The 16752-nt window shown below is 71.6% G+C and carries 15 protein-coding genes; 11 read left to right on the top strand and 4 right to left on the bottom strand.

Annotated features, from left to right (window positions below; genetic code table 11):
- Positions 1 to 80 precede the first annotated feature (80 nt).
- The 7 genes from AB0C38_RS44940 (at position 81) to AB0C38_RS44970 (ending at position 7704) form a co-directional block, all read left to right on the top strand.
- Positions 81 to 1007 carry a LysR substrate-binding domain-containing protein gene (locus AB0C38_RS44940; RefSeq protein WP_360686122.1) on the top strand — a complete coding sequence of 309 codons (927 nt, stop codon included), beginning with the start codon at positions 81 to 83 and terminating at the stop codon, positions 1005 to 1007.
- Between the two features lie 128 nt (positions 1008 to 1135).
- Complete coding sequence (locus AB0C38_RS44945) at positions 1136 to 2398, top strand: glutamate-cysteine ligase family protein (RefSeq protein ID WP_360686204.1); 1263 nt, start codon at positions 1136 to 1138, stop codon at positions 2396 to 2398.
- A complete protein-coding gene (gene egtB / locus AB0C38_RS44950) occupies positions 2395 to 3747 on the top strand; it encodes an ergothioneine biosynthesis protein EgtB (protein ID WP_360686125.1) in 1353 nt (450 codons plus the stop codon). The genes AB0C38_RS44945 and egtB overlap by 4 nt, the downstream gene beginning before the upstream one ends.
- 5 nt (positions 3748 to 3752) lie before the next feature.
- On the top strand, positions 3753 to 4514 hold the full coding sequence (gene egtC / locus AB0C38_RS44955; RefSeq protein ID WP_360686128.1) for an ergothioneine biosynthesis protein EgtC: 762 nt from the start codon (positions 3753 to 3755) through the stop codon (positions 4512 to 4514).
- Complete coding sequence (gene egtD / locus AB0C38_RS44960; protein WP_360686131.1) at positions 4511 to 5488, top strand: L-histidine N(alpha)-methyltransferase; 978 nt, start codon at positions 4511 to 4513, stop codon at positions 5486 to 5488. Before egtC ends, egtD begins: the two co-directional genes overlap by 4 nt.
- A gap of 46 nt (positions 5489 to 5534) precedes the next feature.
- Positions 5535 to 5957 (top strand): nitroreductase family deazaflavin-dependent oxidoreductase, encoded by a 423-nt coding sequence (locus AB0C38_RS44965; RefSeq protein WP_360686207.1) that lies wholly within the window; start codon positions 5535 to 5537, stop codon positions 5955 to 5957.
- 142 nt (positions 5958 to 6099) lie between these two features.
- Positions 6100 to 7704: an alpha/beta hydrolase gene (locus tag AB0C38_RS44970; protein WP_360686210.1), complete on the top strand. Its 1605-nt coding sequence runs from the start codon at positions 6100 to 6102 to the stop codon at positions 7702 to 7704.
- Positions 7705 to 7750: 46 nt separating this feature from the next.
- Here the strand turns inward: AB0C38_RS44970 and AB0C38_RS44975 are convergent, their stop codons facing one another.
- Positions 7751 to 8338 carry a TetR/AcrR family transcriptional regulator gene (locus tag AB0C38_RS44975; RefSeq protein ID WP_360686134.1) on the bottom strand — a complete coding sequence of 196 codons (588 nt, stop codon included), beginning with the start codon at positions 8336 to 8338 and terminating at the stop codon, positions 7751 to 7753.
- A 90-nt stretch (positions 8339 to 8428) separates the two neighbouring features.
- Between AB0C38_RS44975 and AB0C38_RS44980 the strand changes: the two genes are divergently transcribed.
- Entirely contained in the window at positions 8429 to 9283 is an 855-nt protein-coding gene (locus AB0C38_RS44980; protein ID WP_360686137.1) for an alpha/beta hydrolase, read from the top strand.
- Between the two features lie 203 nt (positions 9284 to 9486).
- Complete coding sequence (locus AB0C38_RS44985) at positions 9487 to 10194, top strand: MgtC/SapB family protein (RefSeq protein ID WP_360686140.1); 708 nt, start codon at positions 9487 to 9489, stop codon at positions 10192 to 10194.
- Here AB0C38_RS44985 and AB0C38_RS44990 read toward each other — a convergent pair.
- Together AB0C38_RS44990 and AB0C38_RS44995 are read right to left on the bottom strand one after the other, a co-directional pair.
- Positions 10184 to 10981, bottom strand: a complete 798-nt coding sequence (locus AB0C38_RS44990; RefSeq protein ID WP_360686144.1) for an alpha/beta fold hydrolase — start codon at positions 10979 to 10981, stop codon at positions 10184 to 10186. The genes AB0C38_RS44985 and AB0C38_RS44990 overlap by 11 nt on opposite strands.
- A gap of 76 nt (positions 10982 to 11057) precedes the next feature.
- Entirely contained in the window at positions 11058 to 13871 is a 2814-nt protein-coding gene (locus AB0C38_RS44995) for an aconitate hydratase (protein WP_360686147.1), read from the bottom strand.
- Between the two features lie 380 nt (positions 13872 to 14251).
- Between AB0C38_RS44995 and AB0C38_RS45000 the strand changes: the two genes are divergently transcribed.
- Positions 14252 to 15562 (top strand): NlpC/P60 family protein, encoded by a 1311-nt coding sequence (locus AB0C38_RS45000; RefSeq protein WP_360686213.1) that lies wholly within the window; start codon positions 14252 to 14254, stop codon positions 15560 to 15562.
- A 6-nt stretch (positions 15563 to 15568) separates the two neighbouring features.
- Here the strand turns inward: AB0C38_RS45000 and AB0C38_RS45005 are convergent, their stop codons facing one another.
- Positions 15569 to 15973 (bottom strand): DUF1801 domain-containing protein, encoded by a 405-nt coding sequence (locus AB0C38_RS45005; protein WP_360686150.1) that lies wholly within the window; start codon positions 15971 to 15973, stop codon positions 15569 to 15571.
- A 59-nt stretch (positions 15974 to 16032) separates the two neighbouring features.
- On the opposite strand from AB0C38_RS45005, the gene AB0C38_RS45010 reads away from it, so the two are divergent.
- Entirely contained in the window at positions 16033 to 16743 is a 711-nt protein-coding gene (locus AB0C38_RS45010; protein ID WP_360686153.1) for a class I SAM-dependent methyltransferase, read from the top strand.
- Positions 16744 to 16752: the final 9 nt, after the last annotated feature.

A 16752-nucleotide genomic window follows, 5' to 3' on the forward strand; every position in this document is an offset into this window, starting at 1 on the left:
ACCGCCTCTTCCGAGCGTGCGCCCCGGGTGGCCCTCGCGTCCATTTAACGCTGCTGCACGATGTCGTTTAGGTTTGGTGTATGGAGCTTTCGTTGCATCGGTTGAGGATGCTCCGCGAGCTGCACCGCCGAGGCACCGTCACCGCGGCCGCGGCGGCTCTGCACTACACCGCTTCGGCGGTGTCGCAGCAGCTCGCGCAGCTGGAGCGGGACGTGGGAGCCAAGCTCTTCGAACGGCTCGGGCGGCGCGTCCAGCTGACCGAGCTGGGCAACCTGCTCACCGAGCACGCCGAGGAGATCCTCGGCTCGGTGGAGCGCGCGACCCTCGCCTTGGAGGAGGCCCAGGAGTCCCGCACGGTCCGGCTGGTCGCCGGCGTGTGGGCGTCGGTGGCCTCGGGGCTGCTCCCGACGGCGCTGACCGCGCTGGCCGGCGAACACCCCGGCATCGAGGTGCGCACGCGTGAGCTGGCGCCGGAGGACACCGCCGAGGCCGTCCGCGACGGCACGCTCGACCTGTCGTTCGTGATCGACTACTCCGACGCGCCGACGACGTGGGACAGCGGGCTGGAACGCGCCGTCGTGGCCGTGGAGCGGCTGCACGCCGCGGTGCCGCGGGGCGCGGTGCCCTCGGGGTCGGCCTCCCTGGACGAGCTCGCCGAGCACCCGTGGATCCTGGCCAGCCCGAAGTCGCACTTCGGCCGGGCGATGCGCACGGCCTGCCGGCGGCACGGCTTCTCCCCGAAGATCAACCACGAGGTCGAAGAGCAATCCACGGCGATGGCCATGGTGGGCGCCGGGCTCGGCGTCACCCTGGTCTCGGACCTGGGCCTGCGGCTGCTGCGGCCGCCCGGGATCGACGTCGTCGCGCTCACCACACCGCTGCTGCGGACGGTGTCGATCGCCTACCGGCGCACCGCGTTCCGGCGACCGGCGTTGCACCTGGTGATCGAGGCCGTCCGGGCCTCCGCGGCCGAGCTGGGGCTGGGCACCGAGTCCGCTTTGCCCTGATCCGGGACTTCTTACGGAGTGGTGAACCGGTCCCGCAGCGCAAGATCCGGCCTGATTTTGTCGTACCCCGCGTGTAGCGTCCGAAGTCAAGAAGTTCCACCACACGGAACAGGACGGACATGACAGAAGTGTCTACGGTGCACGAGTTTCCCGAGAAGTCGGGTAGTGCGTCGAACCGTACGGCGCGGGTCCTCGCGGACCGCGCGGCCGGGGAGGCGTACGTCGCATCGGTGTGCTTCAAGCACGGGCCACCGCGCCTGACCGGCGTCGAGCTGGAGTTCATCGTGCACCACGCCGACGACCCGGCCAGACCCCTCGATCCCGATGTCCTCGCCACGGCGCTGGGTCCGCACACCCCGCGGACGCTCCGCCCCGACAGCCCCGCAACGCCGCTCCCGGCAGGCTCCCCAGTGAGCCTCGAGCCCGGGGGACAGGTCGAAATCTCCGCTCTTCCCCAGGCCTCCCTGCGCGACCTCGACGCAGCCGTCACGGCCGACCTCCACCACCTGCGCGACCGCCTCACCCGGCACGGCCTCGTGCTGGGCGAAACCGGCATCGACGCCCACCGGGCGCCCCGCCGGATCCTGCGCACGCCGCGCTACGCGGCGATGGAGCGCCGGTTCGCGCCGATCGGCCGGGGTGGCATCACGATGATGTGCAGCACCGCCGGCCTGCAGGTCTGCGTCGACGCGGGAGAGCCGGAGCAGTACGCGGCCCGGTGGTCGGCGGCCCACGCGATGGGCCCGCCGCTGCTCGCCCTCTTCGCCAACGCACGCCTCCACGCCGGCCGCGACACCGGGCGCGCTTCCGCCCGGTGGCTGGCGGTGCACGACACGGAAGCGGTCCGCACCCGCACGGCGCGCGTGGCGGACGACGACCCGGCCGCGGAATGGGCCGGGCGCCTGATGGACGTCCCCCTGATGGTGCTGCCGCGCGGCGGCCGGCCGTGGGACGCGCCGGACGGGCTGACGTTCGCCGACTGGATCGACGGCAGGGGCGCGGCCGCCCTGCTGCCGAAACCGACGACGGCGGACCTCGACTACCACCTCACCACGATGTTCACCCCGGTCCGCCCGCAGGGGTACCTGGAGATCCGGTACCTCGACGCGCAGCCGCCCGGCGAGTGGCTGCCACCGGTGGCCCTGGTCACCGCGCTGCTCGCCCGTCCGTCCACCGTGGAAAAGGTGCGCGACCTGTGCGCACCGGTCGCCGGCCGCTGGACCACGGCGGCGCGGCGCGGCCTGGCGGACCCGGCTCTGGCGGCCACCGCGGCGGCGCTGGCCGACCTCGGCTGCGCCGAGCTGGGCGCGACGGGGCTGGCGGAGGAGTCGATCACCGAGATCAGCGAGAGCGTGCAGGGGCGCGCGTATCGATCGAGGAGCGAAGCATGAGTACCGAAGCGAACACAGCTGAGGCACTTGCCGGCCTGAGCGCGCAGGACCTGCGCGCCCGGGCCGCCGAAGCACTGACCCGGGCCCGCGCGCGCAGCGTCGCGCTGACCGACGCGGTCGACGACGAGGACCTGGTCCGCCAGCACTCCAAGCTGATGTCGCCGCTGGTCTGGGACCTGGCGCACATCGGCGTCCAGGAGGAGCTGTGGCTGGTCCGCGACGTCGGCGGCCGGGAGCCGCTGCGTCCGGACATCGACGACATCTACGACGCCTTCCAGCACGCCCGCGCCGACCGGCCGGAGCTGCCGCTGCTCGGCCCGGCCGAGGCGCGCGCCTACGTCAAGCAGGTCCGCGAAAAGGCGTTCGACGTGCTGGAACGCGTCCCGCTGCAAGGCAGCAGGCTGACCGAGCAGGCGTTCGCGTTCGGCATGATCACCCAGCACGAACAGCAGCACGACGAGACCATGCTGGCCACCCACCAGCTGCGCCAGGGCGACCCGGTGCTGCATGCGCCGGAGCCGCCGCCCGCGCGGTCAGGCACCCTCGCCGCCGAGGTGCTGGTCCCGGGCGGCGCGTTCACCATGGGCACCTCGGCCGAGCCGTGGGCGCTGGACAACGAGCGCCCGGCGCACGAGATCGCCGTCGAGGCGTTCTGGCTGGACACGACCCCGGTGACCTGCGGGGCGTACGCCGAGTTCCTCGACAGCGGCGGCTACGACGACGAGCAGTGGTGGAGCCCGGCCGGGTGGGCCTACCGGACCGAAAGCGGCATCACCGCGCCGCGCTTCTGGAAGCGGGAGCAGGACGGCTGGTGGCGGACCCGGTTCGGGGCCTACGAGCGCGTCACGGCCGGCGAGCCGGTCGTGCACGTCTCCTACTTCGAGGCCGAGGCGTACGCGGCCTGGGCCGGGCGGCGGCTGCCGACCGAGGCGGAGTGGGAGAAGGCGGCGCGGTTCGACCCGGCGACCGGCCGCTCGCGGCGGTTCCCGTGGGGTGACGACGAGCCGTCCGCCGAGCACGCCAACCTCGGCCAGCGGCACCTGCGCCCGGCGCCGGCGGGGGCGTACCCGGCCGGCGCGTCGCCGACCGGCGTGCACCAGCTGATCGGTGACGTCTGGGAGTGGACGAGCACGGACTTCCACGGCTACCCGGGCTTCGCGCCGTTCCCGTACCGGGAGTACTCGGAGGTCTTCTTCGGGCCGGAGCACAAGGTGCTGCGCGGCGGCTCGTTCGGCACCGACTCGGCGGCGGTCCGGGGCACGTTCCGCAACTGGGACTACCCGATCCGGCGGCAGATCTTCGCCGGCTTCCGGACGGCTCGCGACGCGGCACCCGGCGAGGTGGGCTAGGCGCCATGTGCAGGCACATCGCCTACCTCGGCGAGCCGGTTCCGCCCGCCGAGGCGCTCTTTCGCGCGCCGCATTCGCTGCTGGTGCAGTCCTACGCGCCGGCGGACATGCGCGGCGGCGGCTCGGTGAACGCCGACGGGTTCGGGCTGGGGTGGTACCCCGGCCCGGGCTCCGGGCCGCTCAGGCACCGGCGGTCCACTCCACTGTGGACGGACGAGACGCTGCCGCCGCTGGCCGCGTCGGTAGCCTCGGGCGCGTTCGTCGCCGCGGTCCGCAACGGCACCACCGGCATGCCGGTGACCGAGGCGGCCGCGGCGCCGTTCACCGCCGGGCAGTGGCTGTTCAGCCACAACGGCGTCGTCCGCGGCTGGCCGGGTTCGCTCGCCGAGCAGGCCAAGACCCTGCCCGTCACCGAACTGCTGACCCTGGAGGCGCCGACGGATTCGGCGGTGCTCTGGGCCCTGCTGCGGGCCCGGCTGGCGGCGGGGGAGGACCCGCTGACGGCGGTGGCCGGGCTGACGACCGCCGTCGAGGCGGCCGCCCCCGGCTCCCGGCTCAACTTCCTGCTGACCGACGGCTCGACCCTCATCGGCACCGCCTGGACGCACGCGCTGTCCCTGCTGGAGACCCCGGCGGGCGTGCTGCTGGCGTCCGAACCCCTGGACGGCGACCCGCGCTGGAAACCCGTCCCGGACCACCACGCCGTGCGCGCCACCGCGGCCGGCGTCGAACTGCTTCCCCTGACCCTGGAAGGCATTCACCCATGACCGAAGTCGATCTCGACCACCACCGCTCCGGCGACACCGTCACCGCGGAACTGCGCGCGGACGTCGTCGCCGGGCTCACCGCCGAGCGGAAGTGGCTGCCGCCCAAGTGGTTCTACGACGCCGAAGGCAGCGAGCTGTTCGAGAAGATCACCCAGCTGCCGGAGTACTACCCGACCCGCAGCGAGCGCGAGGTGCTGGCCGCGCACGCCAAGGACGTCGCGGAGCTGACCGATGCGCACACGCTCGTCGAGCTCGGGTCCGGGTCGAGCGAGAAGACCCGGCTGCTGCTCGACGCGCTCACCGGGCACGGGACGCTGGAGGCGTTCGTGCCGCTCGACGTGTCGGAGTCCGCGCTCGCCGAGGCCGCCGAGGCGATCTCGAAGGACTACCCGGGGCTGGCCGTCCGCGGTGTCGTCGGCGACTTCACCCAGCACCTGGCCCTGCTGCCCGGCGGCCAGCCGCGGGTGGTGGCCTTCCTCGGCGGCACGATCGGCAACTTCCTGCCCGCCGAGCGCGGGGCCTTCCTGCGGTCGGTGCGCGAGGTGCTCGACGAGGGGGAGTGGCTGCTGCTCGGCACCGACCTGGTCAAGGACCCCGCCATCCTCGAGCGCGCCTACGACGACGCGGCCGGCGTCACGGGCGAGTTCGACAAGAACGTGCTGCGGGTGATCAACACCCGGCTGGGCGCGAACTTCGACGTCGACGAGTTCGAGCACGTCTCGCACTGGGACGCGGAGAACGAGTGGATCGAGATGCGCCTGCGGGCCCGGCGCGCGCTTTCGGTGGAGATCCCCGGCGCGGACCTGACGGTGGAGTTCGCCGAGGGGGAGCACATCCGCACGGAGATCTCGGCCAAGTTCCGCCCGGGCGGCGTCGAAGCCGAGCTGGCGGCGGCCGGGTTCGCGCTCGACCGCTGGTGGACCGACTCGCAGCAGCGGTTCGGGGTGAGCCTGGCAAGATCTGTGCGTGGCTAATCCTCTCCGGGCGCTCGCCCGGGCCGTCGGCACCAAGCCGTGGCTGATGCGCACGGCCGGGTTCGTCGTGTGGGCGGACAAGAAACTGCACCGGGCGTTCGGCGGCCGGGTGAGCCTCGTGGCGCTCGCCGGGCTGCCGTCCCTCCGCCTCACGACGACCGGTCGCAAGAGCGGCCTGCCCCGGAGCACGAACCTCCTCTGCTTCCCCCACGGCGACGACCTGGTGCTGACGGCGTCCAACTGGGGCCGCCCGAACGACCCGGCGTGGGCGCTCAACCTGCGCGCGAACCCGAAGTGCCAGGTGGCGCGCGCCGGAAAGCCGGTCGAGGTCGTCGCGCGCGAGCTGCAGGGCGAGGAGTACGCCGCGATGTGGCGGGAGCTGCTGGAGTTCTGGCCGGGGTATGCGATGGAGCAGAAGGAAGCGGGCAGGCCGTTGCCCGTTTTCCTACTCACTCACCTCGTTCGGTAGGTTCCCACCATCCTTTCGGCCGGTGACGGCTTTCACCGATTTGTGCCAGTCTCTCCCGGGTAACGCGCCGTGATGTCTTGATCGCGCGGCGATGTGCGTGACCTAGGGAGGAGATGTCTTGCCGAGATCCACACAGGGCCGGGTGCGGTCGTTCGCACTGGTGGCGGCGCTCGTGGCCGGCGTGGGACTGGCCGGGACGGCCGGTACCGCCGCGGCGGCCGAAGACGCGGTGGCCAAGCCCGCCGTCGTCGGGGCGACCGCCGCCGTCAACTGGGGCACCTGCTCGAGCGACACCCTCGCCGGCGTGCCCGCGGACCAGGTCAAGTTCTACAGCTGCGCGCGCTACCGCGTGCCGATCGACCACGACAACGCCACGCTGGGCACCATCGACATCGCCCTGCTGAAGCGCGCCGCCCGCACGCCGGACGCGCGCGTCGGCTCGCTGTTCCTCAACCCCGGTGGTCCCGGCGGCTCGGGCCTGCGGATGCCGATCGGCGGCCAGTTCTACTTCCAGCCGCAGGTGCTCGACCGGTTCGACCTCGTCGGGTTCGACCCGCGCGGCGTCGGCCAGAGCAACCCGCTGCGCTGCTTCACCACGCAGGAGGACGCCGACGAGGTCTTCGGCGCCCAGATCCCGGTGCCGCTGAGCCGCGCCGAGATCTCCGGCACCCTCGCCAGCTACCGCGACTACGGCAAGTTCTGCAAGAACAACGCGGGTTCGCTGCTGAACCACATGTCCACCAAGGACGTCGTGCGCGACCTCGACACGCTGCGCGCGGCGGTCGGCGACCAGAAGCTGACCTTCGTCGGCTTCTCCTACGGGACGCTGATCGGCTCGACCTACACGTCGATGTTCCCGAAGCAGTCCCGCGCGATCGTCATCGACGGCAACGTCGACCCGGCGCTGCGCACCAGCGACGGCGTGCAGTACGACCGGGAACGCGCGCAGGGCTTCGAGATCTCGCTCGAGGGGTTCCTCAAGCGCTGCGACCAGGCCGGCGCGAAGTGCGCGTTCAGCGACGGCACCCCGCGGGCGAAGTTCGACGAACTGCGCGAGTACCTCCGCAAGCAGCCGATCACCATGCCCGGCGGCGGCTCCGTGGACATCAACTCGTTCACCGGCGGGGTCTCGAGCGTCCTGTACTCGCCGGCGGCGTTCCCCGGCCTGGCCGAGGACCTGCAGGTGCTGTACGAGGTCATCCACCCGGCCGGTGCGCAGGCGCAGGCACTGCGGGCCAAGCAGCTGAAGGTGCTCACCGGCGGCAAGCAGGGCCTGGCCGACCAGAACCCGGACAGCCCCTACACCAGCGACGACTCGTACTTCGCCGTCAACTGCTCCGACAAGCCGTTCAAGATCAAGCAGGAGCAGGTGCCGGACATCGCCGCCAAGTGGGAGCGCGAGTCGCGCACCTTCGGCCGCTACCAGGCGTTCGCCGACACGGCGGGCTGCCCGGTGTGGCCGGCGAAGAAGCCGGACGTCTACCGCGGCCCGTGGCGGGCCAAGACCGACGTCCCGGTGGTCGTGGTCGGCAACTACTACGACCCGGCGACGCAGTACAAGTTCGCGCAGCGGATGGCGGCCGAGCTCGGCAACACCCGGCTGCTGTCGGTCGACGCGTTCGGCCACTGCATCCTGGGCGACGCCCTCGGCGTCGACAAGGCCGTGGCGGACTACCTGACCGACCTCAAGGTCCCGGCCAACGGGCAGGTGTTCCAGCCGAACGTCCAGCCGTTCGAAACCGCGTAAACCACGAAGAACGGGCCGGGGCGACGGTGGTCGCCCCGGCCCTTCTTCATTTCCCGAGCAACCGGTCGAGCAGGTCCCCGGCGGCCGCTTCCCCCTCGGCGGCGGCGCTCGCCTGGTCCTCGGCGCGGGCGATCAGCATCGCGATCTCGTTCAGCCCGGCGAGCAGCACGTGCGCGAAGAAGTCGACGCGGATCGGCGCGATCCGGCCCTCGGCGGCCGCGAACCGCAGGGCGGCCTTGAGCTTGCCGAGCGTGCGGGCTTCGTCGCCTTCGCGCCAGCGCTGCCAGCCCAGCACGGCGGGCGCGTCGATGAGCATCACCTGCCGCACCACCGGGTCCGCGGCGCTCCGGATCCAGGTCAGGCAGGCGGTGCGCAACGCCACCGCCGGGTCGTCCATGCCCTCGATGGCCCGCGCCCCCTCGGCTTCGACGCGGTCGTAGACGGTGTCCAGGACCGCGGCGAACAGCGCGTCCTTGCCGGGGAAGTGGTGGTAGAGCGCGCCCCGGCTCACGTCGGCGGCCCGCAGGACGGCCTCGATCGAGGTGCCGTCGTAGCCGTGTTCGGTGAACAGGCCGGTGGCGACCGCGACGAGGTGCTCGCGGGTCGCCTGGCCCCGGTCGATCTTCTTGTTCATGCGGGTCGGCAGCCTCCGTCGTTGACAAACCGACTGACGGTCTGTTCATACTAGACCGTCAGTCGGTTTACTTCTGGAGGGACTGTACCGATGGATCTGCGAACCTGGGAGGACCAGCGCGGACGCGTGTCGACGGCGTCCGGCGACGTGAGCTACACCGACGTCGGCGAAGGGCCGGTCGCGCTCTTCGTGCACGGCGCGGGAACGAACAACCTGTTGTGGCGCAAGGCGATGGCCGAGCTGGCGGGGGAGCGCCGGTGCGTCGCGCCCGACCTGCCGGGCCACGGCGCCTCACCGGTGACGCCCGAGCAGGACCTGAGCCTGAACGGGCTGGCGCAGCTCCTCGAAGACTTCTGCGAGTCGCTGGAGCTGGGCGAGCTCGACCTGGTCGCCAACGACACCGGCGGCGCGGTCGCGCAGGTCTTCGCCGTGCGCCACGCCGACCGGCTCCGGACGCTCACCCTGACCAACTGCGACACGCAGGGGAACCTGCCGCCCGAGGCGTTCCGCCCGGTCGTCGAGCTGGCCGAACGCGGGCAGCTCGCACCACTGGCGGTCCGGCTCGCCGCGGACCCGCGGCGGGCGCGCACGGGGGCGCTCGGCGGGGGTTACGAGCGGCCGGACCAGGTGCCGGACGAGGTCCTGGACGCGTTCGCGCGCCCGGTGTTCGGGACCCTCGACGCGGCCCGGCAGTTCGAGCGCCTGCTGACGTCGGTCCGGGGCGAGGAGCTGGACGCGATCGAGCCGCTCCTCAAGGAGTTCCGGGTGCCGACGCTCCTGGTGTGGGGGACCGGCGACCCGAACTTCGGGATCGAGTGGGCGTACCGGTTCCGCGACGCCGTCCCGGGCGTCACCGAGGTCGTCGAGGTGCCCGGCGCGAAGCTGTTCTTCCCCGACGAGCGGCCCGAAGACCTCGTCCCGCACCTGCGCCGGCACTGGGCGTAGTGATCATCACAGCCCGGGGCCGCCTGCCTCGGTTACAGTGGTGCGGTTGATCAACCACGAGCAACGGAAGCGAGGTGAGCGGCACATGCCAGCGGACAGTCAACGGACGACCGGGCGTGCGCTCACCGGAGGCTTCCGGCTGGGCTGATCCCGTCCGGTCTCCTCCTGTCCGGCAGTGCGCGCACGCCGGAAAGAGCCGGATCATGACCATCTTCGAAATGCTGTTGCGCGTCGGCGCCGGCGTCGGCCTGGGTGCCGTCATCGGGTTCGAGCGCCAGTTCCGCGCCCGGATGGCCGGGCTGCGCACCAACGCCCTCGTCGCGGTCGGCGCGACCTTGTTCGTTTTGTTGTCCGCCCACGGCTTCGGCGGGCTGAGCACGAGCGCCGACGCCGACCCGACCCGGGTCGCCGCGCAGATCGTCTCCGGCATCGGGTTCCTCGGTGCCGGCGTGATCATGCGCGACGGCCTCAACGTCCGCGGCCTCAACACGGCGGCGACGCTGTGGTGTTCGGCGGCCGTGGGATCCCTTGCGGGATCGGGGTTGTACGCGGTGGCCCTGGCCGGGACGGCGGTCGTGGTCGGGGTGAACGTGGTGCTGCGGCCGCTCGGCCGCGTCGTCGACCGCCGCCCGGACTCGGGCGACGAAACCCCGGCCCGCTACGAGTTCCAGGCCGTGACCCGCGACGACTCCGAGGCCCACGTCCGGGCCTTGCTCGTCCAAGCGTTGGCACGCACGGACTTCCGTCTCCTGTCGGTGCTGAGCACGGACCGCCCGGAGGACCGCACGGTCGAGGTCCGCGCCGAACTCGCCGCCGACGAGCGCGACGACGCCCAGATGGAGTCGGCGGTGTCCCGGCTGTCGCTGGAGCCCGCGGTGTCGAGCGTGCGCTGGGATGCCGTCACGGTGTAGCGAGGAACTCCTCGAGCAGCTCGCCGAACCGGTCGGGGCGGTCGAGGTTCACCAGGTGCGCGGCGCCGGGCACCCGGGCCCGGCGCGCGTGCGGTGCCTCGCGTTCGATCAGGTCGGCGACGGCGAAGATGTCGGTGGAGTCCAGGTCGCCCGTGACGACCAGCGCGCGCGTCCCGATCTCGGGCACCCGGCCGATCGCGCCCAGCTCGGCACCCGGAGCGGGAGCGCCGTGCCCCCGGGAGAAGTTGGCGACCAGCATGTCCCGGCAGAGCGCGCGGACCGCCGGGTCCACCTCCGCGGGCGTGCGGTGCGGGCCGTCGACCCACAACCGCAGGACGCACTCCAGCACCGCGGCGCCGTCGCCCAACTGAGCAGCCGCGCCCGCTTCGGCCAGCAGACGCAGGACGTACGGGTCCTGGAACTCCATCCCGCTGATCCCCGGCGAGGTCAGGAACAGCCCGGCGGCCCGGTCGGGGTGGGCCAGGGCGAAGTCGAGGAACACCCGGCTGCCGAGCGAGCAGCCGACCAGCACCGGGCGCTCCACGGCCAAGGTGTCGAGGAGCTTTTCCAGGTCTTCGCGATGGGAGAAGGGACCTGACGGGTCCGACGATCCACCGGCGCCGCGGGCGTCGTAGCGGATCACGCGGTGGTCGCGGGCGAAGCGGCTGAACTGCTCTTCCCACATCGCGCGGGTCATCCCGCCCGCGTGCAGGAACACCACCGGCGGACCTTCGCCGCGTTCGTCGTAGGACAGGTGGCCGTCGCCGAGGTCGATGCGTTCCCCCATGCCGGCCACGGTACCGAAAAAAGGCCTCCCCGCCGGGAACCAGCGGGGAGGCCTTTTCGGAAAGCGGGGAAACCCCTTACGCGTTCGTCATCTTCCGCAGCACGTACTGCAGGATGCCGCCGTTGCGGTAGTAGTCCGCCTCACCCGGAGTGTCGATGCGGACGTCCGCCTCGAACTCCACCTTGCTGCCGTCCGCCTTGGTGGCCGTGACGTGCACGGTGCGCGGGGTCTCGCCGTCGTTCAGCTTGGTGATACCGGAGATGTCGAACGTCTCGGTGCCGTCCAGCTTCAGCGACGCGGCCGATTCGCCCGCCGGGAACTGCAGCGGGATGACGCCCATGCCGATCAGGTTCGAGCGGTGGATGCGCTCGAACGACTCGGTGATCACCGCGCGGACGCCCAGCAGCGAGGTGCCCTTGGCCGCCCAGTCACGCGACGAGCCCGAGCCGTACTCCTTGCCGCCCAGCACGACCAGCGGGGTGCCGGCCGCGGCGTAGTTCTCCGCCGCGTCGTAGATGAACGCCTGCGGGGCGTCGTCCTGGGTGAAGTCGCGGGTGTAGCCGCCCTGCACGTCGTCCAGGAGCTGGTTGCGCAGCCGGATGTTCGCGAAGGTGCCGCGGATCATCACCTCGTGGTTGCCGCGCCGCGAGCCGTAGGAGTTGAAGTCCTTCTTGTCCACGCCGTGCTCGGTGAGGTACTGCGCGGCCGGGGTGCCCGGCTTGATCGCGCCGGCGGGGGAGATGTGGTCGGTGGTGACCGAGTCGCCCAGCTTCGCCAGCACGCGCGCGCCGGAGATGTCGGTGACCGCCGCCGGCTCCGGCGTCATGCCGTCGAAGTACGGGGGCTTCCGGACGTAGGTGGACTCGGCGTCCCACTCGAAGGTCTTGCCCTCGGGGGTGGGCAGCGCCTTCCAGCGCTCGCCACCGTCGAAGACGTCGGCGTAGTCCTTGGTGAACATCTCCTGCGTGATCGAGGAGTCGATGGTCTCCTGGATCTCCTGCGGCGACGGCCAGATGTCCTTCAGGAACACGTCGGTGCCGTCGGTGTCCTGGCCCAGCGGCTGGTTCGCGAAGTCGAAGTCCATCGTCCCGGCCAGCGCGTAGGCGATGACCAGCGGCGGCGACGCGAGGTAGTTCATCTTCACGTCGGGGTTGATCCGGCCTTCGAAGTTCCGGTTGCCCGAGAGCACCGAGACCGCGGTGAGGTCGTTCTCCTGGATCGCCGCGGAGATCTCGTCCGAGAGCGGGCCGGAGTTGCCGATGCAGGTGGTGCAGCCGTAGCCGACCAGGTGGTAGCCCAGCTTCTCCAGGTACGGCCACAGGTTGGCCTTGGTGTAGTAGTCGGTGACGACCTGCGAGCCCGGCGCCATCGACGTCTTGACCCACGGCTTCACCGCGAGGCCCTTGTCCACGGCGTTGCGCGCGAGCAGCGCGGCGCCGAGCATGACCGACGGGTTCGAGGTGTTGGTGCACGAGGTGATCGAGGCGATCACCACGGCGCCGTGGTCGAGCACGAACTCGCCGCGGTCGGGGGTCGAGACCTTGACCGGCTTGGTCGGGCGGCCCGAGGCGCCGTTCGCGGCGGACACGATCACCGGGGCGGCGTCGTCCTCGGCGAACGACAGCGACGGCGCGTCGCTGGCCGGGAAGGACTCCTCCGAAGCTTCGTCCATCTTCGTGTGCGGCGTGGAGTCTTCGCCGTCCACGTAGTCGTGCACCGACTTGCGGAACGACGACTTCGCGTCGGTCAGCTCGATGCGGTCCTGCGGGCGCTTCGGGCCGGCGATCGACGGGACGACCGTCGAGAGGTCCAGCTCGATGTACTCGGAGAAGACCGGCTCGTGCGACGCGTCGTGCCAGAGGCCCTGCTCCTTGGCGTACGCCTCGACCAGGGCGACCTGCTCGGCGGAGCGGCCGGTCAGCTTGAGGTAGCGGACGGTCTCCTCGTCGATCGGGAAGATCGCCGCGGTGGAGCCGAACTCGGGGCTCATGTTGCCGATGGTGGCGCGGTTGGCCAGCGGCACCGCGCTCACGCCGTCGCCGTAGAACTCGACGAACTTGGAGACCACGCCGTGGCGGCGCAGCATCTCGGTGATGGTCAGCACGACGTCGGTCGCGGTGACGCCGGTGGGGATCTCGCCGGTCAGCTTGAAGCCGACGACGCGCGGGATCAGCATCGACACCGGCTGGCCCAGCATGGCGGCCTCGGCTTCGATGCCGCCGACGCCCCAGCCCAGCACGCCCAGGCCGTTGACCATGGTGGTGTGCGAGTCGGTGCCGACGCAGGAGTCGGGGTAGGCCTGGCCGCCCCGGGACATGACCGTGCGGGCGAGGTGCTCGATGTTGACCTGGTGCACGATGCCGGTGCCCGGCGGGACGACCTTGAACTCGTCGAAGGCGCCCTGGCCCCAGCGCAGGAACTGGTAGCGCTCGCGGTTGCGCTCGTACTCGATCTCGACGTTGCGCTCGAAGGCGTCGGGACGGCCGAAGACGTCGATGATCACCGAGTGGTCGATGACCAGCTCGGCCGGGGCGAGCGGGTTGACCTTGTCCGGGTCGCCGCCGAGGTCGGTGACCGCTTCGCGCATGGTGGCGAGGTCGACGACGCAGGGGACGCCGGTGAAGTCCTGCATGATCACGCGGGCGGGCGTGAACTGGATCTCGATCGACGGGTCGGCCTTCGGGTCCCACGAGCTCAGCGCGCGGATGTGGTCGGCGGTGATGTTCGCGCCGTCCTCGGTGCGCAGCAGGTTCTCGAGCAGGATCTTCAGGCTGTACGGCAGGCGCTCGGCGCCCTCGACCTTGTTCAGGCGGAACACCTCGTACGAGGCGTCCCCGACCTTCAGCGTGTCTTTGGCGCCGAAGCTGTCCTTGCTGGCAGGTGCGGTCACGTCTAACTCCAGTGGCATGGACTTCCGCGCCGGTGCGGCGGTCGAGTCCCGGGTCAGTGCGGTCAGTTCGGGTGTCGTGCGGTCCGCACGGGGGCGGACGCGAGTCTTGCGCACCCCCACCGTAAGACCGGATTCGGGATGGCACACCTCGCGGTGGTTCAAACAGTACGCGCGTCCTGTTTAGGGTTCAAGACGACACGCGGTGTGGGCTGCGCCATTCAGGCCGCCGGCGCCGTGGGGGTCCCTCAATAAGGGGAATTGATGCCTACGGTGTGTAAGTTTCCGATGATGCTTGTGATAGTGGTGTGACTGCAGTGACGCGCGGTGTGCGCAGGTGAGCGGAGGTGGCGGTCGTGCCGGAACGGCGCAAGGGCTGGTGTGTGCCGGGCGGGCGCCGTGGACTGACCGTGAGCACCCTGGTCCTGGTGATCTTGTTCGGCGGGGGCGGCACCGGCCTGGCCGCGCCCCCGCCGCCGCCCAACCCCAGTGACTCGGAGCTGAACTCCAGCAAGGCCCAGGCGAACGCCAAGGCGGGCGAGGTCGGCCGGCTGACCAACCAGCTGGCCCAGGCCGAGCAGAAGCTGTCGCAGCTGCAGGACGACGTCGAGCTCAAGCAGGAAGAGGCCAACAAGGCCCTGGTCGACCTGCAGTCGGCGCAGGACGCCGCCGCCCAGGCGGAGAACGACGCGAAGGCCGCCCGGACCGAGGCGGACGCGGCCGCCTCGGCCATCGAAAAGGCCCGGAACGACCTGAAGACCTTCGCGGCCGCGAGCTTCCAGCAGGGCAGCACGGTCGGGTCGCTCTCGGCGTACCTGAGCGCCGACAGCCCCAAGGACATGCTGGCCCGCGCGCAGCTGCTCGACGCCGTCGGCGGTGACCGGCTCAACGCCCTCGACCGGCTCCAGCAGGCGCAGACCGAGAAGTCGAACAAGGACTCCGCGGCCCGCAAGGCCGCCGAGATCGCCCAGCAGAAGCAGGATGCCGCGCGCGAGGCGAAGAGCAGTGCCGACTCCGCGCAGTCCGCGGCCATCACGGCCCAGGACAGCCAGGCCACGCAGAACACCCAGCTCGAGAAGAACAAGTCCGACGTCGAGCAGCAGCTCTACACCGCCCAGTCCAAGGTCAGCGGCCTGCAGGGCCAGCGGCAGCGCTACCAGGACTGGCTGGCCCAGAAGCAGCGCGAGGACGACGAGCGCGCCCGCCAGGCCGCGCTCGGCTCGTCCGGCGGGGGCGGCCGCCCGGCGAGCAGGCCGGCGGCGGGCCCGGCCGGCTCGTCCATCGAAGCGGTCGTCTCCCGGGCGCTGTCGAAGATCGGCCTGCCCTACGCCTGGGGCGGCGGCAACGCGAGCGGCCCCACCCGCGGCATCCGCGACGGCGGCGTCGCCGACCGCTACGGCGACTACAACAAGATCGGCTTCGACTGCTCCGGCCTGATGATCTACGCGTTCGCCGGGGTCCGGGGCCTGCCGCACTACAGCGGCTACCAGTACACATCGGGCCGCCGGGTCCCGCTGTCGCAGATGCGCCGCGGCGACATGCTGTTCTGGGGCGGCGCGGGCGGCATCCACCACGTGGCCCTGTACCTCGGCGGCGGGCAGATGGTCGAGGCACCGCAGTCCGGCCTGCGGGTCCGGGTCGCCCCGGTGCGCTACGGCGGGATCATGCCGTACGCGACCCGCCTGATCGGCTGAGTCCGGTCAGGTGCCGGCCTGCTCGCGCTTGATCTTGCGCCAGCCGCCGGCCCGGTTGTTCGCGATGATCCGCCGGAACATCTCGGTGAGCGCGGGCGCGTTGATCGTCTCGTCACGACGGAAGGCGACCGTCCGGGCGGTCTTGTTGTCGTGCCCGGCGGTGATGATGCCCTCGGGGTCGGGGACGATGCCGCCGTCGTAGACGAAGACGTTGACGTGGTCCTTCGCCGCCAGCAGGGCGCAGATGTTGCCCGCCAGCACGAAGTACGGCTGCCGGGTGCGCTTGATCGTCTCGGTCACCTCGGGGTCCGCCGCGTGGACGAGCTCGCGGACCTCCCGGCAGATCGCCTGCTGCCACTCCGGCAGGGCGTCGATGTAGGCGTCGACGCGCGGCTCGGCGGTGTAGGTCACGCGCCGAGTATGCCGGAAACTCGCTCGACGCCGTCGCTGCCGGGGCCCAAGATCGCCCGGTGGACGACGAACTGAACGCGCTGCGCCGCTCCCGGATGCGCTGGAACACACCCCTGTCCGAGGCCCACGCCGAGCTGCTGCTCGACCGGATGGACCTCGGCGCGGGTCACCTCGTCGACCTCGGCTGCGGCTGGGGTGAGCTGCTGCTGCGGGCGCTCGGCCGGGCGCCGGGCCTGCGGGGGACCGGTGTCGACACCGACGTGACCGGCCTCGACCGCGGGCGGGCGGCGGCGCGGGAGCGTGGCCTGACGGCCGACTTCACCGAGTCGGACGCCGCGACCTGGGTCGTTCCCGCCGAGCGGGCCTTCTGCGTCGGTGCCGCCCACATCTTCGGCTCGACGAAGGCGGCGCTCGAAGGGCTCGCCCGGGTGGTGCCGTCCGGCCGGCTGCTCTACGGCGACGGCTTCTGGGCGGCTCCGCCGAACCCCGCGGCGCAGGAGATCTTCGGCCCGGACACGCTGACCCTGCCGGACCTGCTCGACGCGGCGGCCGGCGCCGGCTGGCGGGTGCTCCACTTCAGCACCGCCGACCAGCTCGAATGGGACGACTTCGAGTCCACCTCGCGCGCCGGCTGGGCGGAGTGGGTGTCGGCGCACCCGGCCGACCCGCGGGCCGCCGAGGTGCGGGACTGGCTCGACGGGCGGCTGAGCGAGTACGTCCGCGACTACCGGGGCGTGCTGGGCTTCACCTACCTCGTGCTGGGCCGCTAGATTCCCGGG

The sequence above is a fragment of the Amycolatopsis sp. NPDC048633 genome (genome assembly GCF_040650695.1).
GTDB lineage: Bacteria > Actinomycetota > Actinomycetes > Mycobacteriales > Pseudonocardiaceae > Amycolatopsis.